Annotated in this window: 18 protein-coding genes; 9 read left to right on the top strand and 9 right to left on the bottom strand. The window is 73.2% G+C overall.

The features are described from left to right. Positions 1-107: 107 nt before the first annotated feature. The gene (locus tag M8J73_RS27460) at positions 108-1,052 is read right to left on the bottom strand and encodes a hypothetical protein (protein ID WP_206187815.1); all 945 of its coding nucleotides are present in this window, start codon (positions 1,050-1,052) and stop codon (positions 108-110) included. Positions 1,053-1,551: 499 nt separating this feature from the next. Here M8J73_RS27460 and M8J73_RS27455 point away from each other — a divergent pair, with 499 nt between their 5' ends. The 3 genes from M8J73_RS27455 to M8J73_RS27445 all read left to right on the top strand — a co-directional run bounded on the left by M8J73_RS27455 (position 1,552) and on the right by M8J73_RS27445 (position 8,068). Beyond that, on the top strand, positions 1,552-2,163 hold the full coding sequence (locus tag M8J73_RS27455; protein WP_055538209.1) for a hypothetical protein: 612 nt from the start codon (positions 1,552-1,554) through the stop codon (positions 2,161-2,163). Between the two features lie 679 nt (positions 2,164-2,842). Continuing rightward, positions 2,843-6,946 (top strand): WD40 repeat domain-containing protein, encoded by a 4,104-nt coding sequence (locus M8J73_RS27450; protein WP_249829200.1) that lies wholly within the window; start codon positions 2,843-2,845, stop codon positions 6,944-6,946. A gap of 294 nt (positions 6,947-7,240) precedes the next feature. After that, positions 7,241-8,068: a glycosyltransferase family 2 protein gene (locus M8J73_RS27445; RefSeq protein ID WP_079054730.1), complete on the top strand. Its 828-nt coding sequence runs from the start codon at positions 7,241-7,243 to the stop codon at positions 8,066-8,068. Positions 8,069-8,128: 60 nt separating this feature from the next. On the opposite strand, the gene M8J73_RS27440 is transcribed toward M8J73_RS27445, so the two are convergent. The 3 genes from M8J73_RS27440 to M8J73_RS27430 form a co-directional block, all read right to left on the bottom strand. Next, positions 8,129-8,632 (bottom strand): hypothetical protein, encoded by a 504-nt coding sequence (locus M8J73_RS27440; protein WP_249829199.1) that lies wholly within the window; start codon positions 8,630-8,632, stop codon positions 8,129-8,131. Between the two features lie 94 nt (positions 8,633-8,726). Then, positions 8,727-9,581 carry a TIGR03943 family putative permease subunit gene (locus tag M8J73_RS27435; RefSeq protein ID WP_249829198.1) on the bottom strand — a complete coding sequence of 285 codons (855 nt, stop codon included), beginning with the start codon at positions 9,579-9,581 and terminating at the stop codon, positions 8,727-8,729. After that, on the bottom strand, positions 9,578-10,603 hold the full coding sequence (locus M8J73_RS27430) for a permease (RefSeq protein WP_249829197.1): 1,026 nt from the start codon (positions 10,601-10,603) through the stop codon (positions 9,578-9,580). Before M8J73_RS27430 ends, M8J73_RS27435 begins: the two co-directional genes overlap by 4 nt. Positions 10,604-10,796: 193 nt before the next feature. On the opposite strand from M8J73_RS27430, the gene rpmF reads away from it, so the two are divergent. Both rpmF and M8J73_RS27420 read left to right on the top strand, forming a co-directional pair. Continuing rightward, complete coding sequence (rpmF, locus tag M8J73_RS27425) at positions 10,797-10,967, top strand: 50S ribosomal protein L32 (RefSeq protein WP_055541037.1); 171 nt, start codon at positions 10,797-10,799, stop codon at positions 10,965-10,967. Positions 10,968-10,987: 20 nt separating this feature from the next. Then, positions 10,988-12,199, top strand: a complete 1,212-nt coding sequence (locus tag M8J73_RS27420; RefSeq protein WP_249829196.1) for a GTP-binding protein — start codon at positions 10,988-10,990, stop codon at positions 12,197-12,199. A 236-nt stretch (positions 12,200-12,435) separates the two neighbouring features. On the opposite strand, the gene M8J73_RS27415 is transcribed toward M8J73_RS27420, so the two are convergent. Further along, complete coding sequence (locus M8J73_RS27415) at positions 12,436-14,424, bottom strand: NAD-binding protein (protein WP_055540759.1); 1,989 nt, start codon at positions 14,422-14,424, stop codon at positions 12,436-12,438. A 309-nt stretch (positions 14,425-14,733) separates the two neighbouring features. Between M8J73_RS27415 and M8J73_RS27410 the strand changes: the two genes are divergently transcribed. Together M8J73_RS27410 and M8J73_RS27405 are read left to right on the top strand one after the other, a co-directional pair. Then, positions 14,734-15,474 (top strand): hypothetical protein, encoded by a 741-nt coding sequence (locus tag M8J73_RS27410; RefSeq protein ID WP_249829195.1) that lies wholly within the window; start codon positions 14,734-14,736, stop codon positions 15,472-15,474. A 265-nt stretch (positions 15,475-15,739) separates the two neighbouring features. Next, positions 15,740-16,420 (top strand): sigma-70 family RNA polymerase sigma factor, encoded by a 681-nt coding sequence (locus M8J73_RS27405; RefSeq protein ID WP_055541292.1) that lies wholly within the window; start codon positions 15,740-15,742, stop codon positions 16,418-16,420. An 82-nt stretch (positions 16,421-16,502) separates the two neighbouring features. Here M8J73_RS27405 and M8J73_RS27400 read toward each other — a convergent pair whose 3' ends face one another. After that, a complete protein-coding gene (locus M8J73_RS27400) occupies positions 16,503-18,332 on the bottom strand; it encodes a S9 family peptidase (RefSeq protein ID WP_055541289.1) in 1,830 nt (609 codons plus the stop codon). 175 nt (positions 18,333-18,507) lie between these two features. Here M8J73_RS27400 and M8J73_RS27395 point away from each other — a divergent pair, with 175 nt between their 5' ends. Further along, the gene (locus M8J73_RS27395) at positions 18,508-18,945 is read left to right on the top strand and encodes a nuclear transport factor 2 family protein (RefSeq protein ID WP_079055100.1); all 438 of its coding nucleotides are present in this window, start codon (positions 18,508-18,510) and stop codon (positions 18,943-18,945) included. A 74-nt stretch (positions 18,946-19,019) separates the two neighbouring features. After that, on the top strand, positions 19,020-19,931 hold the full coding sequence (locus M8J73_RS27390; RefSeq protein WP_206187972.1) for an SURF1 family protein: 912 nt from the start codon (positions 19,020-19,022) through the stop codon (positions 19,929-19,931). 117 nt (positions 19,932-20,048) lie between these two features. Here M8J73_RS27390 and M8J73_RS27385 read toward each other — a convergent pair whose 3' ends face one another. From M8J73_RS27385 to M8J73_RS27375, 3 genes are all read right to left on the bottom strand, one after another. Continuing rightward, positions 20,049-21,785, bottom strand: coding sequence for a hypothetical protein (locus tag M8J73_RS27385; protein ID WP_240501593.1), 1,737 nt, complete (start codon positions 21,783-21,785; stop codon positions 20,049-20,051). Beyond that, on the bottom strand, positions 21,782-22,387 hold the full coding sequence (locus M8J73_RS27380) for a SigE family RNA polymerase sigma factor (protein ID WP_099966939.1): 606 nt from the start codon (positions 22,385-22,387) through the stop codon (positions 21,782-21,784). The genes M8J73_RS27385 and M8J73_RS27380 overlap by 4 nt, the downstream gene beginning before the upstream one ends. 1,093 nt (positions 22,388-23,480) lie before the next feature. Continuing rightward, the gene (locus tag M8J73_RS27375; protein ID WP_249829194.1) at positions 23,481-24,551 is read right to left on the bottom strand and encodes an aspartate-semialdehyde dehydrogenase; all 1,071 of its coding nucleotides are present in this window, start codon (positions 24,549-24,551) and stop codon (positions 23,481-23,483) included. Positions 24,552-24,553 lie beyond the last annotated feature (2 nt).

Here is a 24,553-nt window from a genome sequence, read left to right as displayed (position 1 = left end):
CCGACAGGGACCGGATCGAGGGGGTCGAGTGGGGCCGCCGTCCGTTCGGTCGCCAGGACCCGCTGCCGGAGGGCGCCGGGAGCGGGCCGGGCGTAGTGGGTGTGGCGTCAGTGGGTGCTCGTGCGGCGGATGTCGGTGACGTCGCCTGACACCGGCTCCAGCTTCACGACGAGGTCGGTCGTCACCGTCGGCGTCTCCCCTCCGCCGAAGGCATGGGTGACCCTGATCTCGCGGCTGTTGCGGCCCTCGCTCACTGTCCAGTCCACCGGGACGTTCTGGGCTCGCAGGACGCCGTCCAGGTTGTTCTTCTTCTCCCACGTCGCCAGCCGCTTCGCGAAGGCCGGCGTCAGGTAGTGCGTGCGCAGCGCCTTGGCCAACTTGGTGTCCGGGCCCTTGGGGGCGTCCTTCGCGTCGACGTAGGCGCCGTAGAAGTCGGCGATCTGGGTGACCGAGTCACCGGTCCGGCCGCTGACCGACCGCTTCGCGGGGGACGGCTTCGCGGGGGACGCGGTCGTGGGGCGGATGTCGGTGATGCCGCCGGCCACCGCATGCTTCACGACGAACCTGGTCGTGGTCGTCGGTGACTCCCCGCCGCCGTAGGTCAGGGAGACGATGGTCTCGAGGCCGTTGCGGCCCTCGCTCACGGTCCATTCCACCGGGACGTTCTGGGCACGCAGGACACCGTCCAGGTTGTTCTTCTTCTCCCACGCCGCCAGCCGCTTCGCGAAGGCGGGCGCCAGGTAGTGGGTACGCAGCGCCTTGGCCAACTTGGTGTCCGGGCCCCCGGCGTCGTCCTTCGCGTCGATGTACGCGCCGTAGAAGTCGGCGGTCTGGGTCACCAGATCACCGTTGAAGCCGGTGATCGACCGCGGCGCGGCCGACGCCTTCGCGGATGTCGCTGCGGATGCCTGTGCGGATGCCTTCACGGGGACGGGGGTGGCGGCCTGGGCCACCGCCTGCGTCGACACGCCCAGGCCGACGGCAAGGACGAGTCCGGCGGCGACAGCCGCGCGGCGGCCAGGACGACGGAGTGCGCGGGTGTTCTCGCTCATGTCGTGTCTTCCTTCTTCTTCTGGTCATCGGTAGGGGTCGCTCCCGGCGGCCTGCGTCGGCTCTCTCGGTGGACTCCGCACCTGGCGTGGGCCGTCGGGGCGTCGGGCGCCCCATGAGGGCATACCGATGCCCGGTGCGCGGGCCTCAGGAGGGAGTCGTCGACAGGCTGCGCCGGGGCCCTCGATCCGCCCCGGTCGGTGCGACATCCACAGGTTCCGAGACACCGGGCGCCCACCGCAACCACCACCGACCAACCCGCGACAACGCACCCATCCCACCCACCTTGAACTGCGGAAACGTCTGCTGCCTGAGATGCCGTCCTGAGACGCTGACAGGCTGAGACGAGGCCGGGGTCGTCGCGCGGGCTTCACGGCCGGGTCCATGCGTCGGTGACGGGAGCCCGGTTGACGTCGGTCAGGTGCGTCCGTATTCCAACGCCGGTGTCAGTAGGCACTGTCAGGATGTGTGTGGCGAGGCGTCGTCATCCGGAGGGGCAGCATGAGTGCCGAACTTGGTCCGCTGGTCATCACGCGGCGCAACGGCGCCGAGCCGATACGGGCCAACGGCGAGACCGTCGGCAGGCTCGCCGACTTCTGGAGCTGGGCCTGCTCCGACCTTGCCAACAACACCATGCGCGGCGTGCTGGCCGAGTACCTCGTGGCCACGGCACTGGGCGCGGCCGCCGGTACCCGTACCGAATGGGACACGGTCGACATCCGGACGTCCGAAGGGTGGCGCGTCGAGGTGAAGTCGACGGCCTATCTGCAGTCGTGGGCGCAATCCCGGCCTTGGAAGGTCGAGTTCGGTATAGCGCCGGCTTCCGGGTGGGACGCCCCGAGCGGCGCCACCTCGGTCGAGGCGCGGCGCCGCTCCGACGTGTACGTCTTCTGTCTGCTGCACCATCAGGACAAGCAGAGCCTCGATCCGCTGGACCTCGACCAGTGGACCTTCTACGTCCTGCCCACCCGGGTCCTGGATGAGCGCTGTCCCCATCAGAAAAGGATCAGGCTCTCCAGCCTTGAGCGCCTCAGCCCGGTGAAGACCGATTTCATCGGCTTGCCGCAAGCCGTCGCCATGGCCGCGGCAGGCGGCGGGGTTCTGCCGCAGTAGCTCTCGCCTGCCTGGGACGAGTGGTTCTGGATGGTTGTGGCTGTGGCCAGGCGGCGGTGGACGTAGTGGTCCAGGGCCGTGGGGACGTCGGCCGGGGTCGCGTCCGTGAGGGGGCGGCCAGGACGGCCGCGTCCATGATCGTCTGGGCGGCGCCCTGCGCCCGGAACAGGACCATCCCTCACCCATGCCTCCCGCTCGGCACACCGCCTGGAAGCGAGATAGCGCCGAACCCGGGCGGTGTCATCCCCGGCTCCGAGGGTGCGGCGTGGGCGCCCGGTCGGGCGGGTCGGCCGCCTTCGTTCGGCACCGGTCCCTCCCCACGTGGGGACCGGTGCCGAACGGTGCGGGGGTGCTCGATCCGGGTCAGGGGACTGGATCGAGGTCTCGGCGGACGGATCATCGCTGATCTCGTCCGTGTGCCCTGGTGATCACGTCCGTCGGTGTCGGTGATCGCGTCGGTGAAGCTGACCTAAAACGAACGGCGGCATGAGTCGTCTCTGCGTGCGCTGCGCTGGTGGCCTGCGAGGGCGCCAACCGAAGCGGTGGCTGCTTGGTCGTGATCCTGCCAGTCGGGGCCAGCGGCGAGGAGGGCCCCGAGACGTCCGGACGGCTTCGCCGCAGGTCAGGCATATAAAGTGAGTTTTCCGGTCCGGATGTCCAGCAGCGGGGGAAGTAAGGGGTGGAGGCCTTGAGTGACGACTCAGGGGCACGCACGGCCTTCGCGGAACGTCTCGCGCTGCTGTACAAGGAAGCGGGCAATCCTCCCCTCAAGAGTGTTTCCGAGTCGGTCGTCCGACTGCAAAGGGTCGATGAACGCGGGCGCCCGGTGCGGGTCTCCGCCCAGCGGATCAGCGACTGGCGCCGGGCCAAGAACGTGCCCGCCCAGTTCGCCGCCCTCACCGCCGTCCTGCACGTCCTGATACCCGAGGCGCGGCGCGCGCGGCCCACGCCGGTGTCCAAGGGGCTGTACGACCTGGGCCAGTGGCAGCGGCTCTGGGAGCGGGCGGTGGCCGACCCGGCCGGTGAACGCACCGCCCCTGCCGGGGCCTCCACGGAAGAGGAACCGGCACCTCCGGGAGACGCCCCCGCCGTCCCCGGCGGGGTCTGCCCGTACCGGGGGCTGGCCTCCTACCGGCAGCAGGACGCCCGCTGGTTCTTCGGGCGGGAGCGCAGCACGGACGCCCTCGTCGGGCAACTCCGGGCGGTGGAGAAGACGGGCGGCCTCGTCATGCTCGTCGGCGCCTCGGGGGCGGGGAAGTCCTCCCTCCTCAACGCCGGCCTGGTCCCGGCCGTGCGTGCGGGCGCGCTCGGCGGCGGGCACGGGCCCGGCGCCGACGGCACCGGCGGCGAGGTCCTCCAACTGGTCCCCGGTGCCGATCCCATCGGGGAGCTGACCCGTCACATTCCCGAGCTCGCGCAGGTCGTGTCCGCCGCGTACGAGCCCGGCACGCCGTTCTTCGCCGACGCGGTACGGGAGGCCGTCACGGCCTGGGCCCGCCACCGCACGACCGCCGCCACCTCCACTACGTCAACCACGTCCACCACCACCGCCACCTCCTCCCCGACCTCCACCGCCTCCGGAACGAGCGACCCCGCCCGCCCCGTCCTGATCGTCGACCAGTTCGAGGAGACGTTCACGCTCTCCTCCGACGAGGCCGATCGGCGGACGTTCATCCAGCTGCTCACCGCCGCCTGCACGCCCGGTGCCGCGGGGGACCTCGCGCCGGTGCTGGTCGTGCTGGGGATCCGGGCCGACTTCTACGAGGAGTGCCTCGGGTATCCGGAGCTGGCGGACGCCTTGCAGCACCGGCACATGGTGCTGGGGCCGCTGACGACCGCCGAGCTGCGGGAGGCGGTGGCCGGGCCGGCCAAGGCCGTGGGGCTGGAGCTGGAGCCGGGGCTGGCCGAGCTGATCGTGCGGGAGGTGAGCGCGGACGGGCCGCGGGGCGCGCACGACGCGGGCGTGCTGCCGCTGCTGTCGCACGCGCTGCTCGTGACCTGGCAGCGGCGCAAGGCGGGGCGGCTGACGCTGGCCGGGTACCGGGCGGCCGGCGGCATCCAGGGCGCCGTGGCCGCGACCGCGGAGCGGGCCTGGTCGGGGCTGGACCCGGCGGCCCGTACGGCGGCGCGGTTGCTGTTGCTGCGGCTGGTGCGGCTCGGCGAGGACACGCAGGCCACCCGGCGGCGCGGGACCCGGCGGCAGCTCGCGGACGAGTCGACGGACCCCGGCAAGACGGAGGAGTCGCTGGAGGCGCTGGTGCGAGCCCGGCTGGTGACGCTCGACGCGGAGACCGTGGAGATCACCCACGAGGCGCTGCTGCACGCCTGGCCCCGGCTGCGGGGCTGGATCGACGAGGGCCGCAACGACCATCTGCTGCGCCAGCGGCTGGAGGAGGACGGCCGGGCCTGGGAGGAGTCGGACCGCGACACGTCGCTGCTGTACCGGGGTTCCCGGCTGGAGCAGGCCCGCAGCTGGGCGAGGTCCGCCGGCGACACCCTGCTGACGCGCGGCGCGGTGGAGTTCCTGGCCGCCTCGGTCAGGCTGCGCAAGCGCACGGTGTGGATCAGCCGGAGCGCGGTGGCCGCCCTGGTGGCGCTCGCCCTGGTGGCCGTCGGTTCGGCGGTGGTCGCCTGGCAGCAGCGCAACGACGCCGTGTTCGAGCAGGTGGTCGCCGAGGCGGACCGGGTGCAGTACACCGACCCGTCGCTGTCGGCGCAGCTCGACCTGGTGGCCCATGGACTCCGGCCCGGCGACGAGGGCACCAACAACCGGCTGGTCTCGATCGTGAACGCGCCGCTGGCCACCGCGCTGCTCGGCCACACCGGCGCCGTCTACCTCACCTCCTACAGCCCCGACGGGAAGTACCTGGCCACCGCCAGCTACGACCGGACCGTCCGCCTGTGGGACGTGTCCGATCCGTCCCGCCCGAAGTCCCTGGGCAAGCCCCTCACCGGGCACACGAGCTGGGTGAGCAGCGCCGTCTTCAGTCCGAGCGGCCGGACGCTCGCCAGCGCCGGCGACGACGGGGAGATCCGGCTGTGGGACGTCCGCGATCCCCGCTCGCCCCGGCCGTCGGGCGCACCGCTGACCGGCCATGACGGCACGATCTACCTGGTCGCCTTCAGTCCGGACGGGAAGACGCTGGCGTCCGTCGGCGAGGACCGCACCGTACGGCTGTGGGACGTGTCCGACCCGTCCCGTCCGAAGGCCCTCGGCAAACCCCTCACCGGGCACGGCGCGCCCGTGCGTTCCGTTGCGTTCAGCCCGGACGGCAGGACCCTGGCCGCCGGGGGCGACGACCGGACCGTACGGCTGTGGAACGTCGACGACCCACGGCACCCGGCCGCGCTCGGCGCCCGGCTCGGTGGCCACACCGGCACCGTGCACTCGGTGGCGTTCAGCCCCGACGGGCGCACCCTCGCCAGCGGCAGCGCCGACAACACCGTACGGCTGTGGAACGTCGCCGACCGACGGCATCCGGCCGCGGTCGGCGCTCCGCTCAGCGGCCACACCGGGCCGGTGTGGTCGGTGGCGTTCAATCCCGAAGGGGGGATGCTGGCCGTCGCCAGCGCGGACAGCACGGCGAGCCTGTGGAACGTCCGCGACCCGGCGTACCCGTCGCAGGTGGGCGAGCCACTCGCCGGGGCCAGCGGCGAGATGTACGCGCTGGGCTTCAGCCCGGACGGCCGGACCCTCGCCACCGGGAGCGGGGACAGCAAGGTCCGGCTGTGGTCGATATCGACGGCGGACATGGTCGGCCAGAACGGGGTGTTCCGGCCGGACGGGCGGGTGCTCGCCACGGCCGGGCGCGATGGCCGGATCCGGCTGTGGGACGTACACAAGCCCGGTCGGCCGGTGGCGCTGAGCAGGCCGTTCCTGGTCAAGGACGGCGGCAACCGCTCCCTCGCCTTCTCCCCCGACGGCCACACCCTCGCGATCGTGACCGGGAACCGGGCGGTGCACCTGTGGGACGTCCGCGACCCCGCGCACCCGGTCCCCCACGCGGAGCCCCTGATGCTGCGGACCCGCTACACCGACGCGATGGCGTACAGCCCGGACGGGCGCACCCTGGCCACCCCGTACGACGATCACACCGTGCAGCTGTGGGACGTGAGCGACCCGGCCCGTGCCGTCCCGCTCGGCAAGCCGCTCACCGGACACAAGGGCTACATCCTCGCCCTCGTCTTCAGCCCCGACGGCCGCACCCTCGTCAGCGGCAGCGCGGACGGCACCGCCCGGCTGTGGAACGTGACCGATCCGCGGCGCCCCGCCCGCCTCGGCGCACCCCTCACCGACCACCGCGGTCCCGTCAACGACCTGGCGTACAGTCCGGACGGTTCCACGTTGGCCAGTGGCAGCGACGACGACACGGTCCGGCTGTGGGACGTCTCCGACCCCGCCGACGCGACCCGGCTCGGTGAGCCGCTCACCGGCCACACCGAGGCCGTCGTGTCGCTGACCTTCAGCGAGGACGGCCGGACCCTGGCCAGCGGCGGCAACGACAACACGGTCCGGCTGTGGGACGTCTCCGACCCCGCCGACGCCTCCCCCATCGGCCAGTCGATGAGCCCCAACGCCAAGACGGGCAACTTCCTGTCGTTCAGCCCGAGGAGCGGCATGCTCGGCGTCTCCAGCGGCGCCGACACGGTACGGCTGTGGAACCTCGACGTGGACGAGGCGGTACGGCGCATCTGCACCGCCACGCGCGGGGTGCTGACCCGGTCGAAGTGGAACGAGTACCTGCCGCGGTTGTCGTACGAGCCGCCGTGCGACGGTTCCTGACGGCGGCCCGGGGGGCCATGCGGCAGTCCGGCAGAGGTTTGGCGGGTCGCCCGGCGGTGGCCGGACGGGGGTCCGGCGTCGCCCGCGTGGCCTAACAAACGTTTGGTTACTGCCTCCTTCGAGCGTGATCCCGATCACAACTTGTCAACGCACTTCGGCAGTCGACTCCCGTCGCGGGGGCGACCTTGTTAGCCTTGGCCATAGCCCGGTCGCTGGTGCATCCCCCGTCGCCAGCGGCCGGGCGTTGTCATGCGGCCGATCGACGCGACGCCTCGAAGGGTGGTGGGTGCTGCCGTGACCCGGCGCATCGTCGTCGTCACCGCCGTCCACGCCCCCTCGGCCCCCTTCCTCCCCGACGCCTACGCGTCGCTGCGCGACCAGCGGTTACCCGGCGGCTGGGAGTGGCACTGGGTCATACAGGAGGACGGCGCCTCGGACGCCGTAGCCCCCTACGTCCCCACCGACACCCGCGTGACCTTCCGCCAGGGGCGGCCGGGCGGCCCCGGGGTCGCCCGGACCATCGCCCTCTCGGAGGCGGACGGTTCCTACGTGAAGGTCCTGGACGCCGACGACCGGCTGACACCCGGGGCACTCGCCCGCGATCTGGCCGCCCTCGAAGCCGACCGCACGTTCGGCTGGGCCACCTCACGCGTCCTGGACGTCCTGCCCGACGGCTCCACCCTCGGCTTCCCCGGCGACCCCGAGCACGGCCCGATCGAGCGCGGAGCCGTCCTCGACCACTGGGCGGCCCACGACTTCCTGTCGCCGGTGCATCCCGCGACGCTCTTCGTCCGCCGCGAGCTGGCGCTCGCGCTCGGCGGCTGGATGGCCCTGCCGGCCTCCGAGGACACCGGGCTGCTCCTCGCGCTCAACTCCGTGAGCCGCGGCTGGTTCTCCGCCGAGGTCGGCCTCCTCTACCGCAAGTGGGAGGGTCAGGCGACCGGGCAGGCGGCCCATCTCGACAAGGCCGAACGGGCGGCCCGCATGGCGGTGATAGAGGCCCGCGCCCGCGCCCTGGCCACGTTCCGCTGGACCTATCCGGACCGCCTGGACCCGCTGGTCCACAGCCACGGCCACGGCCACCCGCCGGGCGGCGGGAAGCACGGGGGCAGCGGCCTCTAGGGGCGGCGGCTTCCAGGCACGACGGCCTTCAGGCACGACGGCCTTCAGGCGCGGCGGCCTCTAGGCGCGGCCGGTGCCCGCCACCGTGAGCCAGTGGGCGATCCGGCGGACGGTGGTCTCGTCGAGGCCGTCGACGACCGCCCGGACCGCCGCCACGTCGTCCGGCGCCAGGTCGTAGAGGCCCGCCTTGCCCAGACCGGCCATGAGCACCTGCTGACGCCGGCCGGTCATGCGCTCGGCGAGGGTGCTGGGCTTCGTGGCGGGCGCGGCGGCGGTCCGGTCGGGCTCCCGGAGCGGGGCGGTGTCCGTCGCGAGGGCCGCCGGATCGTGCCGCTCCCAATCGCCGCCGTCCGGCCCGTCCTTGGGACCCCACACCGTGACCGCCGGGTCCTCGCCGCGCGCCCGCAGGGTCTGGGTCATCTCCCCCACCGCGTACAGCACGGGCGAACGGTACGGCGACTGGGCGCCCACCTTCCAGGACGACGAGGAGGGCTCGCAGAACATCGCGACCCAGCGGGGAGCGCCGGGCGGCTGCGGGCTCGGGGTCCGGGGACGTGTCGGCACGGCACTCACCTCTCGGGGGTACGGCGTTGCCGGCGACCATAACTGACGGACCGTCAGCTATCCAGAGCCGCGCGCCCTCGCGAGGGGCCGGGTGTCAGCCGTTCCAGGCCTCGTCGTACGGGTCCTGCGGGGCCTTGACCGGGCGGGTGGACGCGACGGAGAGGTACGGGACGGCCGTGCCGTTGACCGGGTCCTTGGTGCGCTTCGGGGTGTAGGTGCCGGTCACCTCGATCCAGCTGTCCGGCTGGAGGACCGGGGGGAGTTCACCGGTGAGGCCGATCTTGACGGGCTGGGCGTCGGCGGCGCAGCAGTTGAGGGCCATGCGGACGAGGTACGGGGCGCCGTGGCCGTCGAGGGCGAGGAAGCCGGCGACCTTGATCTGCCGGCCGGCGAGGGCACGGCCCTTGTCGTACACGGCACGGCCCGCATAGTCGGCGACGCTCAGCTTCAGCGGGCCGTCGGCGGGGAGCTTCGGGTAGCCCCAGGGCTGCTCCTGCAACGCCGATCCGGTGCGCATGGCGGTGTACGACCCGGCGGCGGGCGGGGCGACCAGCACGAGCGCGAGGAGGGGGAGGACGAGGAGCCAGGCGACACGGGGTTCACGGTGGGCGTGCCGGTCGGGGTGTGGGGCGTGCCGATCAGGACCGGGGGCGTGGTCGGGCGCGGGGGTTCGGTCGGTCTCGGGGGCGCGGTCCGGCTCGGCGGTGTGGTCGGGCGCGTGCGCCTCGTTCCGCTCGGGCGCGGGCGCCCCGTCCTCCTGCCGGCTTCGGGTCGCCCGGCGTTCGTACCAGAGGGTCGCCACCGCCGCCGCTATCAGCACGACGCCCGCGCCGATCAGCAGGGGTTGCAGGCCCGCCTTGACGTAGCGGAGGTAGAGGTCGGTGGAGCCGGCGTGCAGGAGGGCGCCGCCGGTGAGGAGGAGGACGACGGTCTGGGCGTGGCGGTTCACAGGAGCACCGTCCCGACGAGGGCCGACACCAGGATCGCGAGGGCGAACGTGGCGGGGGCGAAGCGGAGGGCGAAGGCCCGGCCGAACGTGGCGGTCTGCATGGCGAAGAGTTTCAGGTCGATCATCGGTCCGACGACCAGGAAGGCCAGCCGGGAGGTCAGGGAGAACTGGGTCAGCGACGCGGCGACGAACGCGTCCGCCTCCGAGCAGATCGACAGCAGCACGGCCAGTACGGCGAGGGCGAGGATCGCGACGAGGGGGTTGTCGGCGGCCGCGTTCAGCCAGCTCGCCGGGACGACCGCCTTGAGCGTGGCCGCCGCCATGGCGCCCACGACCAGGAAGCCGCCCGCGTGCATCACGTCGTGCCGCACCGAACCCCAGAACGCCGCCCCCTTGCCGAGCCCTTCGTAGGACGGCCGCTCCGGCGGGCGCATCCACTCGCCGCGCCCCAACCGCTGCCAGAGCCAGCCCATGGCGCACGCCACCAGCAGGCTCGCCACGAACCTGGCCAGCACCATCTCGGGGTTCCCCGGGAACGCCACGGCGGTCGCCGTCAGCACGATCGGGTTGATCGCGGGCGCGGAGAGCAGGAAGGCGAGCGCCGCGGCGGGCGTGACCCCGCGCCGTACCAGCGCGCCCGCCACCGGCACCGACGCGCATTCGCACCCCGGCAGCACGACACCGGCCATGCCCGCGGCGGGGACCGCCAGCGCGGGCCGTTTCGGCAGCGCGCGGGCGAAGAACGACGGCGGCACGTACACCGCGATCACCGCCGACAGCAGCACCCCCAGCACCAGGAACGGCAGCGCCTGGACGACCACCGCCACGAACACCGTCATCCAGCTCTGCGTCACGGGCGCGGCCAGGACACGGCGGAGGGGGCCCTGCGCGGCGACCGCCAGGACCAGCAGCATGGTGAGGAGGAGGGGGGAGTTGAGGTGCCGGCCGCGGGAATCCTGCGGCGAGGCGCCGGCATCGGTGTCGGGGCCGGGCCGGTCGGGGGCTTCCTTGGTGATGGCCACGGGGGACGGTACCTCCGTACGGGTACGGCTGTGCTGCGCGGGTCGGTGCGCCCTCCCCTCCCATACGGCGACGAGGCCGTTCCCGCTCACGCGCCGCGCTGCGACGCGCACCACAGGCAGAGGCTTTTCGTAATGGGATCCATTTTCATGTAGCGTCTCGTGCGGCATTCCGCCGTTCGTCGAGGAGGACCCCATGGCCGTACCCAAACGGAAGATGTCCCGGAGCAACACCCGTCACCGTCGCGCCCAGTGGAAGGCGAGCACTCCGCAGCTGGTGCCCTTCACCGTGGACGGCGTCACCCATCTCGTACCGCAGCGGCTGCTGAGGGCGTACGAGCGCGGACTGATCCACCCCGAGGGCTGAGCACGGTGTCCACAGCGTCCATGGCGTCCCTGGCATACGACGGACTCGACCGGCTGCCCGTCACCGTTCTCTCCGGCTTCCTCGGCGCGGGCAAGACCACCTTGCTCAACCATGTCCTCGCCAACCGCGAGGGGTTGCGGGTCGCGGTCATCGTCAACGACATGAGCGAGATCAACATCGACGCGGCCCTCGTGCGCGGCGGTGAGGCGGCGCTGTCGCGGACGGAGGAGCGGCTGGTCGAGATGACCAACGGCTGTATCTGCTGCACCCTGCGCGACGATCTCCTGGAGGAGGTGGACCGGCTGGCCCGCGAGGGGCGCTTCGACTATCTGCTCATCGAGAGCTCAGGCATCTCCGAACCGATGCCGGTCGCCGCGACCTTCGCCTTCGCACGGGACGACGGCGCCACGCTCGGCGATCTCGCCCGGCTCGACACGATGGTGACCGTCGTCGACGCCGTGAACTTCCTGCCGGAGCTGGCGGGCGGCGACGAGTTGGCGGCACGGGGGCTCGACCAGTACGAGGAGGACGAGCGGACCGTCAGCGATCTGCTGATCGACCAGGTCGAGTTCGCCGATGTGATCGTGCTGAACAAGCTGGACCTCGTGGACACGGCGACCGCGGACCGGCTCGCGGGGACGCTGACCCGGCTGAACCCGGCCGCGCGGGTCGTGCCGGCCCGGTACGGGCGGGTGCGGGTGGCGGAGGTGCTCGGGACCGGGCTCTTCGACCTGGAGCGGGCCCAGCAGGCACCGGGGTGGGTGCGGGAGTTGAACGGGGACCATGTCCCGGAGACCGAGGAGTACGGGATCTCGTCGACCATGTTCCGGGCCGGGCGCCCGTTCCATCCCGGACGGCTGTGGACCTTCGTGACCGAGGAGCTGGACAGCGGGCGCTTCGGGGAGGTGCTGCGGTCGAAGGGGTTCTTCACGCTGGCGAGCCGGCCACTGGTGGTGGGCCTGTGGTCGCAGGCGGGGTCGGTGGCCCGCTTCGAGCCGTCGGCAGTGCGGGGTGGCTCCGCCGGTGAGGCGCAGGAGTTGGTGTTCATCGGGGTCGGGTTGCGCGGGGAGGCGTTGCGCGACGCGTTGGGGGAGTGCCTGGTGCGGGACGGGGAGGTGGGGGACGCGGAGGTGGAGAGTTCGGCCGGCTTCGAGGATCCGTTTCCCTTGTGGGAGACGTTCGGGGCGGAGGAGCGGTGTGAGCATGAGGTGGAGGGGGCCGTGGGCGCCTGATAGCTCGGGCCGGGGGGTTCGTTGGCGGGTGCGGGTGAGTGGGGGTTGTTCGCGCAGTTCCCCGCGCCCCTGAAGAGCGACCGGGGCTGCGCCCCGTGCTTTTCAACGGCTCCACCGGGGAGGGCGGGCCGCGGGCCCGTCCCTTCAGGGGCGCGGGGAACTGCGCGAGAAACCACGAACCCACCCGCACCCGCCAACGCATGCGCACCCCCGAGCTACTGGGCGCCCCCAGCCCCCTACGACGTGGACCGGGTCCGGCGGCCCAGGAGTTCCGCCAGGCCGCGGCGGGTCGCGGCCAGGACCACACGGTCCTCGGCGCGGAGCACATACGTGGAGGGCAGGTCCCAGATCAGACCCGACCCGGCGGTCGGGCCGCCGGCCCGCTCCGCGGGATCCGTGGCCGTGTCGAGCGCCAGCACCCGCCACGCCCCCGCGCTGAACGCCTCGGCCACGGTGCGCCCCTCCAGCCGAGGGTGTCCCCGCACCTCGACGGCGGCGAAAAGAAGGACACGGCGCTCGACGGGGATCGCGCCCAGGATCTGGCGTCCCATCATCGCGCCGGCGAACGCAGGCGCCGCGAGGTGGGTGACGCTGCGGCTGCGGCTGCGGGTGAGGGCGTGCGGGTGGGCGGCGCGGAGCGTGCGGTACACGGCGGTCGCGAAGTCGTCGTCGTAGAGGCGCAGCACGACGCGCAGGTCGGGGCGTACCGAACGCGCGTACAGGCCCGCCTCCAGGTTCGTCGTGTCGGAACTCGTGACCGCCAGCAGCGCGTGCGCGCGGTGGATCTTCGCGGCCTCCAGCACGCCCTCCTGTGTGACGTCGCCCAGCACCACCGGTACCCGCAGCCGCCGGGCCTCCGCGAGACCGCGGGCCTCGGGGTCGGCCTCGACGCACACCACGGGGATGTGCAGTTCGCGCAGTCGGGCCAGGACACGGGTGCCGATCTTGCCGAGGCCGAGGAGGACGACATGGCCGGAGAGGCCGCGCGGCGGCTTCCGGAAGGCGGAGCCGCTGCGGAAGGTGCCCAGGGCCTCCAGCACGGCGGCCAGGAGCACGGGCAGCAGGAGTAAGCCCATCAGGCCCGACAGCAGTTGGAGGACCTTCCGCGAGTCGCTGCCCTCGGTCGCCGGGTCGTTGATCGCGAAGAGGTCGAGCAGGGTCGTGTACGTCGCCCCCAGCGGATGCTCCCCGGTCGTCACCATCTGTGCGACGGCGAGGGCGAACACACAGCCCACCAGCCCCGCCAGCGACCACCGCAGCCGCCGGGAGAACAGCGACCTGAACGCGCCGACCGCCCCGAGCGGGCCGCCGCCCGACCGGCCCGCCGGCAGCGCGGGGCCCGCGTACCGCACGGTGTCCAGGACGATGGACCCGCGCCCGGTGGCCTCGGCCACGGCCCGCTCGTCGGGCAGGAGTTGGGGGCCGCGCTCCCCGCTGCCCTCCGAACCGTCGGCGCCCGCAGGGTCGTTGGTGGTGGCCGACAGCAGCGCGAGCGTGCACAGGCCGCGGCCGGGGCCCTGGCTGGTGTGTCCCGGCGGGCGTTCCACGGCCCGCAGCATCAGTCCGTCCGTCTGGACGACCTTGGTGGTGCCGGCGACGGCGGTCGCGGCGAGCGCGGGCGCGGCGGTGTCCGCGTCGGACAGGACGGTCGTGGAGGCACCGAACCCGTCGACCCCGTCGACGCCCTCGTCGACGTTGCCGCCCGTCGCCAACGCGGCCGCCCGGTCGAGGAGTTCCTCGATGTGCTGGCCGAGCCGGCGGTTGTAGAGCCGCAGGACGAGCCGCAGTCTGGGGTTGAGCCGCCGGGCGGTGAGGGCGGCCCGGATGTTCGTCTCGTCGTCGTCGTAGACGAGAGCCAGCGCGGCGGCCCGCTCGACCCCGGCCTCGGCGAGGACCGCCTCCGTGGCCTCCCCGGCCTCCAGGAGCCGCTCGCCGTGCGGGGCGACGCCCGGGGCCGCGGTCCGACTGCTCCCGGCGCCTGCGCCGGCGCTGCCGCCGGCACCCGCACCGGTGCGGTCGGAGGTCGCCGGATCGCCGTTGCCGGCGGCGCGGTTGACCGCCGCGGAGACCCGGTCGAGGATCGTGGCGGCCCGGGTGCGGCCCACCACCGGCCGGGGTGCGACCCGTGCGGTCGGCGGCACCACGAGCGTCACCTGCTCCCGGTACACCGTGCACAGTTCCGCGGCGAGCCGGTGCGCGAGCCCGTCGTCGCCGCAGACGACCATGTGCGCCCCGGAATCGGCCGGTCCGCGCTGCCCGCCGAGTCCGGCGAGGATGCCGGGTCTGGGCGGGCCGGCCGGTGTGCCCGGCACCGCTTGGGAGTTCGGGTCGTCCGGGCCGGTCCGACGGCCCGGAACGGGCTGGCTGCTCTGCTGCGAAGGGCTCCCCACGAAGCAGAAGCCTGCCTCATCAAGGTGACCGGTTCTCGCGTGATCCGGATCACACTTGGGGGTGTGAGTGCGACCGAGGGTGGACATCCGTACTCAAGGGGGACAGGGGTGACGACCGGTGTCCGAATGCGAGGATGGGGCGCCATGATCGCAGGGTGGGGTACCCGCACAGTCAGGGCCGCGATGTTCGCGGCCGTCTGTGTGCTGCTCGCCGCCCTGGGCCACGTCACCATGTCCGGCAGCCCGGTCCCGTGGTGGGCCATGGGCGCGGCGGCCGCCGCCACCGGCGGGGTCGGCTGGTGCCTGGCGGGCCGTGAGCGGGGGCTCCCGCTGATCGTGTCCGTCGTGCTCGCCGCCCAGACCGCCCTCCACTCGGGGTTCTCCCTCACGCAGCCCTCGCACCCGGCCGGTGCCGACGGCCCCGTGACCGGAGGCTCCGCCAACGGGGGCTCCGTAGGCGGCTCCGTGGACTGGGGCTCCGTGGACGGGGGCTTCGGTGGCCCGAGCGCCATGGACATGGGCTCCGCCCACATGCAACACAGCGTCCACACGGGCTCGGCCGGTCACATGGGCCATGCGGACCACACCGGGTACCTGATGGACGGGCCGTTCACGGCCTCGTCCGGCATGCTCGCCGCGCATCTGCTGGCCGCGCTGCTGTGCGGACTGTGGCTGGCGTACGGCGAACGCGCCGCCTTCGGGCTGCTGCGGGCCGTGGCCGGCTGGCTGGCGGCACCGCTGCGGATGGCGCTCTCGCTCGCCGTGCCGCCGGGCCGGCCGCGGCCGCGGGTCCGCCGCGGCCGCTCGGACCGTTCGCCGCGCCGTCTCCTCCTCGTCCACACCCTCACCTCTCGGGGACCGCCCGCCGGGATCGCTGTCAGCTGACGGCAGCCGGTGCCCCGGGGCAGCCGTGCGGGCCGTGCGGGTCATGCCTGTGTGCAGGCCCGCACCGTGTCCCGTACGCGTGGCGATGCCTGCCTGCCCCGGGTCTCGGCCGTACGTACGCCGCTCATGGCGGCGAACCCGTACGGCCGCCTTTCCCCACCGGATCGCCGACGCGCGCGCCGTGCTGTCCACCGGCCGCCGCGTCCGCGTGTCCCGGACCACCCGAGAAGGACTCCAGGTGACCACCCCTACCCGTCCCACGCCCATACCCTCGACCACCGCCCGTTCGGTCCCGGCGCCCCACGCAGCCCGTTCGGCTCCGGCACCCCAAGAGGCCCGCCCGGCGACCGCGTCGAGCGACGAGTCGATAACCGCCTGGGCGCTCGCCGCGCGCGGCGGTGACCCGGAGGCCGTCGAGCGATTCGTCGGCGCACTGCACCGCGACGTCCGCCGCTTCGTCGCCCATCTCGGCGCCGATCCCCAGGTGGTGGACGACCTCGCTCAGGACACGTTCCTGCGGGCGCTCGGCAGCCTGCACCGGTTCGAGGGCCGCTGCTCGGCCCGGACCTGGCTGCTGTCCATCGCCCGGCGGGCGGTGACCGACAGCTTCCGGTACGCGGCGGCCCGGCCCCGGCCCGCCGACGTACCGGACTGGCGGCTGGCCGTGGAACGGGCCCAGCCGAGCGGGCTGCCCGGCTTCGACGACGGGATCGCGCTGGCCGATCTGCTGGCCGCGCTGCCCGACGAGCGACGCGAGGCGTTCGTGCTCACGCAGGTGCTGGGGCTGCCCTACGAGGACGCGGCGCGGCTGACCGCGTGCCCCGTCGGGACGGTGCGCTCACGGGTCGCCCGGGCCCGGGCGACCCTCGTGGAGCTGCTCATGGCGGCCGAGGCGCCCCGGGACACCGCGGAGTCCCGGGAGCCGACGGCGCTGGCGGCCGCCTGAGCGGTGAGCAGTGAGCCCCAAGCGGTGAGAGGTGGGCGGTGATCGGTGAGCGGCGCGCGCGATCGGTGAGGGTCGACGGGCTCTAGGCATCGGCCCCCAGGTGGCGGGCGGCAAAGTCCAGTTCCAGGCGGAGCTGCTTGATGCGCTCGTCGACGACGAGGGAGCCGTGGCCCGCGTCGTAGCGGTAGACCTCGTGGACGGCGGAGCGGGCCACCAGTCTGTCGACGTAGTTGTCGATCTGGCGGATGGGGCAACGCGGGTCGTTCACCCCGGCGGAGATGTACACCGGGGCCTTCACCGCGTCGACGTACGTCAGCGGGGAGGACGCCGCGAAGCGTTCGGGGACCTCCTCCGGGGTGCCGCCGAGGAGGGTGCGGTCCATCGCCTTCAGCGCCTCCATCTCGTCGTGGTACGCGGTGACGTAGTCGGCGACGGGGACGGCGGCGATGCCGAGGCTCCACAGGTCCGGCTGGGTGCCGAGGCCGAGGAGAGTGAGGTAGCCGCCCCAGGAACCGCCGGTCAGGACGAGGCGCTCGGGGTCGGCGAAGCCCGTGCTCACCGCCCACTCGCGGACGGCCGCGATGTCCTCCAGCTCGATCAGGCCGACCCGGTGCTTGAGGGCGTCGGTCCAGGCCCGGCCGTAGCCGGTGGAGCCGCGGTAGTTGATGCGGATCACCGCGTACCCGTGGTCGAGCCAGGCGGCCGGGCCGGCGGCGAAGGAGTCGCTGTCGTGCCAGGTGGGGCCGCCGTGGATCTCGAAGAGCGTGGGGTACGGGCCGGACACGCCGACCGGGCGCTGCACGAGCGCGTGCACCCGGCCGCCGGGGCTGTCCACCCACACGTCCTCCACCGGCACCGAGCCCGGGCACTTCAGGCCCGGCGGGTCCAGGACGACCTCGCCCGTCGTGGACCGCACGACCGGCGGCTCGGCGGCCGACGACCACAGATACTCCACGCTGCCGTCGGGGCGGGCCGTGGCCCCGGAGACCATGCCCCTCGGGGTCTCGACGCGCTCCAGACGGCGCGTCGACAGTTCGTAGCGCCACAGCTCGCTGCGGGCCTCGAAGCTGTGGACGACGAGCAGCGCGGAGCCGTCCGGATACCACTCGGCGCTCAGGTCCCCCGCCAACTGGTCGGCGAGGCCGAGGTCGGTCTCCTCGCCGGACACCACGTCCCAGACGAGGGGTTCCCAGCGGCCCCGGCGCTGGTGGCCGATGAGCAGTCGGGTGTCACCCACGACGGGGGCGAAGCCGAGGACCTCCAGGCCCAGTTCGATCGTGCCGCCCTTGGTGTCGTCCAGCTCGGCGACCGTCGTACCGTCCGGGCGGACCACGCGCAGCGCCGAGTGCATCGCGTCGCCGTGCTCGGTGTGCTCGACGGCGATCAGCGAGCCGTCGTGCGAGAGGTCACCCACGCCGGCCGACTCACGGTGCCGGTAGATCTCGACGGGGGGCGAACCATGCCGGACCAGATGGATCGTCGAGCCGTCCTCGTCGGTGGAGCGACCGACGACCGCCGTCAAGCCGTCGCGGCCGATGGCCAGGCCCGCCGGGTACGACGCGTCCAGGCCCGGCGCCGCCTCCTCGTCGGGGCCGCCCTGGAAGGGCTGGCGGCGCCAGACGCCGAACTCGTCGCCGTCCTTGTCGTCGAACCACCAGATCCACTCGCCGTCCGGCGAGAGCACTCCGTCCGTCGTCCCGTTGGCCCGGTCCGTGGCCTGGCGCTGCTCGCCGGTCACCCGGTCCCACGCGTACAACTCGTACGTCCCCGTGGCGTTGGAGACGAACAGCGAGCGGTGCGGCGCGTCCTCCGCCCAGTCCGGCAGCGACACCCTCGGCGCCCGGAACCTCTTCTCCCAGTCGGGCATGGACCCGCTCTGCTGCTGCGGGGTGGACCCGTTGCTCTCAGTCATGGCCCCATATTGCCCCGCCCGTCGGACATTGCGTCGGCGAGGCCCCCAGCCTGTGGAAAACTTCCGTCCGGCCGCGCCCCCACGCCTGTGGACAACCGGTGAACGCGCAGGTCGAGCCCGACTGCGGCCGTGAGTACGACGACCGATTGTCAGTGGCCGGGTGCAGACTCGCCGCATGACCTCAACGAGCGATGTGCCGACGACCTCGACGAGCGGTGTGCCGCCGGTGGACACCCCGGCGGGGGTGCTGCGCGAGACCGTCGAGACGTACTGGGCCCGCGCGGAGGCCCGCGACTGGGACGCGTTCGCCGACACCCTGGCCGAGGACGTGGTGTACGAGCTGCCGCAGACGAGGGAGCGGATCCGGGGCCGGGAGCGGTATGTGCGGTTCAACCGCGACTATCCGGCGGACTGGCATGCCCGCGTCGAGCGGATCGTCGCCGAGCCGGGGCAGGTCGTCAGCTGGATACGTGTGACGGTGGGGCCGGAGGAGACGCACGCGGTCTCCTTCTTCACGGGGGACGCGCACGGCCGGATCACCTCCGTCACCGACTTCTGGCCCGAGCCGTACGAGCCGCCGGCGGGCCGGGAGCACCTCGTCGAGCGGTACTGAACCGCCCAGTCGCGTGGCCGACCCGCCCGACCCCGCGACCGGGCGGGCGGTGCGGGCACCGTACGGTGGAAGGCGTGTACCGGTTTCTGCTGACGCCCCGATGGTGGGGGATCAACGTCTTCGTGCTGCTCGCCATCCCCTTCTGTGTGTTCATGGGGTCGTGGCAGCTGAGCCGGTTCGAGGACCGCATGCAGGACCACCGCACGGCGACCGAGCGCGTCGACCCCGCGGACCGGGCCCCCGCCCGCCCGCTGGACGAGCTGCTGCCGGTCGACAAGGAGACCTCCGGCGAGCTGGTCACCGCGACCGGACGGTACGGCGAGCAGCTCCTGGTTCCGCACCGCGAGCTGGACGGCAAGGACGGGTTCTACGTCCTGACGCTGCTGCGCACCGACGGGGGCAAGTCGCTGCCGGTCGTACGGGGCTGGCTGCCCGGCACCGCGGACCCGGACCGGGCACCGGCCGCGCCCACAGGCGAGGTCACCGTGACCGGCTCGCTCCAGGCTTCCGAGACACCCGGCTCCAACGGTGTGCCCGTGCAGGGCGGTCTCCCGGCCGGTCAGACGGGGGCGATCAGCGCGGCGACGCTGGTGAACCTGGTGCCGGACGACCTGTACGACGCGTGGGTCACCCTCGACAAGGGTGACGCCGGGATGAAGGCCGTGCCGGCGACGGCGCCCCAGGACAGCGGGCTCGACCTCAAGGCGTTCCAGAACCTCGGCTACACCGGCGAGTGGTTCGTCTTCGCCGGCTTCGTCGTCTTCATGTGGTTCCGGCTGCTGCGCCGCGAGATCGAGTTCATCCGGGACGAACAGCTGGGGCTGGTCCCGGAGGGGGACGGCTCGGCGGACCCGAAGGAGGGTGTGTCGAGGGACGGCAGTGGTTCCACGCACGGCGATGGTGGTTCCGGGGACGGCCCGGAAGCGGAGGCAGGCCGTTCGGGCGAGGAGCGGGACCCCTCCCGGGAAGCGGAACCCGCCCAGTGACACCGGGCCCGCCCAGGAAGTGCGGGGCGGGCGGGGCAGGGTGGCGGGCCGGCTCCGCCCCCACCGCGGCGGTGCGGGTGCCGCCGGGGCGGGCCCGCACAGGGCGGTCGGTGGTGGTCAGGACGCCGTCAGGAGGCCCGTCCGGTAGACGATGCCCGCGCAGGCGTTGCCAACGCCGGTGGAGTACGTGGCGACGCCGCCCTCCGCCGTGTGGGAGATGAGGATGCTGCCGTCGGCCACGCCGTCCTCCCTGACGAGCTGGGTGGACATCGCGCTGCCGCCGTCGGCGGTGGCCCCCGGGTCCTCCCCGGTGGGCGTCGGGTCCGGGCTCGGATCCGTACCGCCGGTGCCGCCGTCGGTGGTGCCGCCGCTCGTGGTGGGACAGGGCTCGGACGGCACCCAGGCGAACCGCACCTCGTACGCGGCCCCCGGCTCCAGCACCACCTGGGACAGGGACAGCGACGGGTCGGGCAGCCCGGTGGCCGCGTCGCCCGAGACATGGTTCGCCACGGTGATCCTGGATGCGTCCGCGGCACCCTGCGGTGACGCGCTCACCCCGCCCGCGCCGGCGACCGTACAGCTGGTCCCGGAGACGTTGGACACCCGGAAGCTGCCGTAGACGGCGCCGCCGGAGTCCGGGGAGCCGACGCTGGCGCTGCCGCTGAGCTGCGCGGACGTGCACAGGGCCGCGCTCGCGGCGGTGGGCGTCGCCTCGGTGCCGCCGGGCACGCCGGCGGACGATCCCTTGCCCTTGTCGTCCTTGCCCTTGCCGTTGCCCTTGCCGGTGTCCTTGGAGCCGCCGGAGGTGCCGCCCGACGAACCGCTGCCGCCGGTCTGCCCCTTGGACTGGCCCTCGCTGCCGTGGGTCGCCGAGCCGTGCCCGACGACCGACGGGTTGGCGTCGGAGCCGGTGGAGTTGGAGACGTGCACGAGGGCGGGGATCGCCGTACCGATGAAGAGCGCGGCGGCCGCCATCCCGACGACGGCCTGACGCTTGCGCGCCCGCCGGGCCGGTACGGCCCGCCGCAGGTGGTCCAGGGTGCCGTCACGCGGCTCGATCTCCGAGACGGCGTGGTGCAGCAGGTTCCGCAGCATCAGCTCGTCGGAGTCGAACCCGCCGAGCCCCTCGGAACCGGCACCGTCCAGCCCCTTCGGCCCCGAACCGGCCGACCCAGACCCGGACACAGACCCCGGCGCCGACTCCGACAGGCCGAAGGACAGGAGATCCGCCGCCGCCCCGGACGGCTTCGTGCCGTTGAGGCCGCGCAGATTGCCCAGGTCGTTCAGATCGTCCAGGTCGTGCGCGTCGTTCAAGTCATGCGGGTCGTTCAAGGCGCGCAGGCCCTTCGGGCCGCCCGGACTCGTCGAACCCGCCCCGCTCGGAGCCGGGTCGTCGGAGCGGACGTCGCCCGAAGCGGCGTCGGCCGAGCGCGCCGCACCCGAGCCCGCCTCGCTCGTGGCGACGTCGCCCGAAGCCACCTCGCGCGTGGCGACGTCGTCCGAGCGGGTCTCGTCCGGATCCGCGCCGTCGTTGGTGTGCGTCTCCCCTGGGGTCGGGTCGTCCGCGCGCATGTCGTCCGGAGCCGGCTCGTCCGGACCGCGGCCTTCGAGACCCTGACCCTTGGTGGGGTCTTGTTCTTCGGGGCCGTGATTCACAGTTCCGTTCCCAGCGTGCGATTGCGTGTCTTCGTGCTCGGCGAGCCCGCGCCCCCCGACGCGCCGGTCCCGCTCCTGCCCTTCGGTGCGCTCGTCGTCCCGGCGGCCCCAGGAGGCCCGCCTGCGGGCGCCGAGCTCGTCGTGCCCCTCGCGCCTGTCGTGCGTGTCGTGCCCGTCGCCCCTGGCGTCGCCGCTCATGCCGACGCCTCCATGGCGACGCGCAGTGCCGCGATGCCACGGGAGCCGTACGCCTTGACCGAGCCCAGCGATATGCCGAGGGTCTCGGCGACCTGCGCCTCGGTCATGTCGGCGAAGTAGCGCAGCACGAGGACCTCGCGCTGACGACGCTGGAGGCCCTTCATCGCCTTGATGAGGGAGTCACGCTCCAGCTGGTCGTAGGCGCCCTCCTCCGCGCTCGCCATGTCCGGCATCGGCTTCGACAGCAGCTTCAGACCGAGGATGCGGCGGCGCAGCGCGGAACGGGAGAGGTTCACGACCGTCTGGCGCAGATAGGCGAGCGTCTTCTCCGGGTCGCGGACGCGCTTGCGCGCGGAGTGCACGCGGATGAAGGCCTCCTGCACGACGTCCTCGCAGGAGGCGGTGTCGTCGAGGAGGAGGGCCGCGAGGCCGAGGAGCGAGCGGTAGTGGGCGCGGTAGGTCTCGGTGAGATGGTCGACGGTCGTGCCGGAGGCCGGCAGTGTCGTCGTGTCCTCCGCGCCGTCGCGCTGGCTTGGGATGCGGGTGGGCCGCGCCGCGGGCATGGGCGCGATCACCGGCATGCCGCCGGGCGGACCGGGCATGCGGGGACGGCGGGGTGGACGAAGGGCGGTGCCCCTCGTCTGTACCGCGGTGAAGTCGAGTACCTCTGCCACGCCTGTTGGACCCGTATCCCCCCGTCGGGGTTGTACGCGACAGGCATCACTTTTGCGTCAGACCGAGCGCCTGTTCGTACGGCGCATATGCATGGCCCCGCGCCCCGCGCCTCGCCTTGCACGGCCGACCGAACAGCGGACAGCGCGTCGAACGCCCTCATGCGTACCAGCTCTTCCCCTATGCCCGAGTCCGTGCGCGCCCAGCCCCGCCGAAGGGCGCTCGTTAAAGACGCTCCCCGTCCGCGCGCGGTTGCGGTGAACGGGGAGCAAAATCCTGGATCGCCGGGAGGCCTGAATCAACCCGGAAATCACACAGCTGTCCGACCGGAAATCCTTCGTCCGAAGGACCGCCGACTCGAAGAACTTACACGCCACCACCGACAACGCCCACGGCAGCCGACGGCGCCCACAGGGCGCGACAGCCGGTCTATCCCAACGCCGGTGGCCGCGCGACGAATTAAGGGAACGGTGCACGCAGGGCCAAGAAACAGTGCACCCCAGGACAACAACCGATGGACGCCAGGACCACCGGAACGGGGAGGGGGGCGGCGCAGGCAACGGACGGGGGTACGGCCGTGGGAGAGGGGCAACGCAGGCAACGGACGGAGGGGGAGGGCGCGGGAAAGGGGCGGGCGGCACGGGGGCGGCAAAGGCGCTGGGGTGGGCACGGGAAGGGGTGCAGGCAACGGGCGCGGGCCAGGAGCGCGCCAAAGGCACCGGAGGCGGGCACAGGAAAGGGGGCAAGCAACAAGCGCGGGCCAGGAGCGCGCAAGCAACGGGCGCGGGCCAGGGGCGCGGGGAACTGCGCGACCGACCACGACGGATCCGCGGCCGCCCACCACCCCCGAGCCCCCGACCCGGTGGGCGCCCCGGACCCGGGCATCCGAGCGCCCTCAAGCCTCCGGACACCCCGGCCCACCCGGGACCCCGACCCTCCGAGCACCCCGACCCACCAGGCACCCCCAAGCCTCCAGGCACCCAGGCCGACCGGCCGCCCTCGCACCCGTATCCCCCAGCCCCCTCAGGCCCGCGCGCCCACCACCAACTCCGCGATCTGCACCGTGTTCAGCGCGGAGCCCTTGCGGAGGTTGTCGCCGCAGACGAAGAAGTCGAGGGCGGTGGGGTCGTCGAGGGCGCGGCGGACGCGGCCGACCCAGGTGGGATCCGTGCCCACGACGTCCGCGGGCGTGGGGAACTCCCCCGCCCCGGGGTCGTCGAAGAGGACCACACCGGGCGCGGTCGCGAGGATCTCCCGCGCCTTGGCGACGGTGACCTCGCTCTCGAAGCGGGCGTGGAGCGTCAGGGAGTGCGCGGTGACGACGGGGACCCGTACGCAGGTCACGGCGACCGGCAGCGTCGGCCGCCCGAGGACCTTGCGGGTCTCGTCCCGCACCGTCATCTCCTCCGAGGACCAGCCGTCCGCGCGCGCCTCCCCGGCCCAGGGCACCACGTTCAGTGCCACCGGCTCCGGGAACGGCCCGGTGTCGTCGCCCACGGCCCGCCGTACGTCACCGGGGTTGGTGCCCAGTTCCGTACCGGCGACGAGGGAGATCTGCCGGCGCAGAGTGTCGACGCCGGCCCGGCCCGCACCGCTGACCGCCTGATACGAGGAGGCCACCAGCTCACGCAGCCCGTACTCGGCGTGCAGCGCGCCCACGGCCACGATCATGCAGAGCGTGGTGCAGCTGGGGTTGGCGACGATGCCGCGCGGCCGGACGCGCAGGGCGTGCGGGTTGACCTCGGGGACGACGAGGGGCACCTCCGGGTCCATCCGGAAGGCGCCCGAGTTGTCCACCACCACCGCGCCCTTGGCCGCCGCGATCGGCGCCCAGCGTTCCGCGATCTCGTCGGGCACGTCGAACAGGGCGACGTCGACCCCGTCGAAGACCTCCTCGGCGAGGGCCAGGACCTCGACCTCCTCCCCGCGCACGGCCAGCTTGCGGCCGGCCGAGCGGGGGGAGGCGATCAGTCGGATCTCGCCCCAGATGTCCGCGCGGTGGGACAGGATCTGAAGCATGACGGTGCCGACGGCCCCGGTCGCCCCCACGACCGCGAGCGTCGGCCTGCCGGTCCGCCCGGCGGCGACGGCCATCA

It is taken from the genome of Streptomyces neyagawaensis, assembly GCF_023516595.1.
GTDB classification, from domain to species: Bacteria; Actinomycetota; Actinomycetes; order Streptomycetales; family Streptomycetaceae; genus Streptomyces; species Streptomyces neyagawaensis.
The sequence above is the reverse complement of the archived record's forward strand: the minus strand, read 5'-3'. Positions and strand labels throughout refer to the sequence as shown.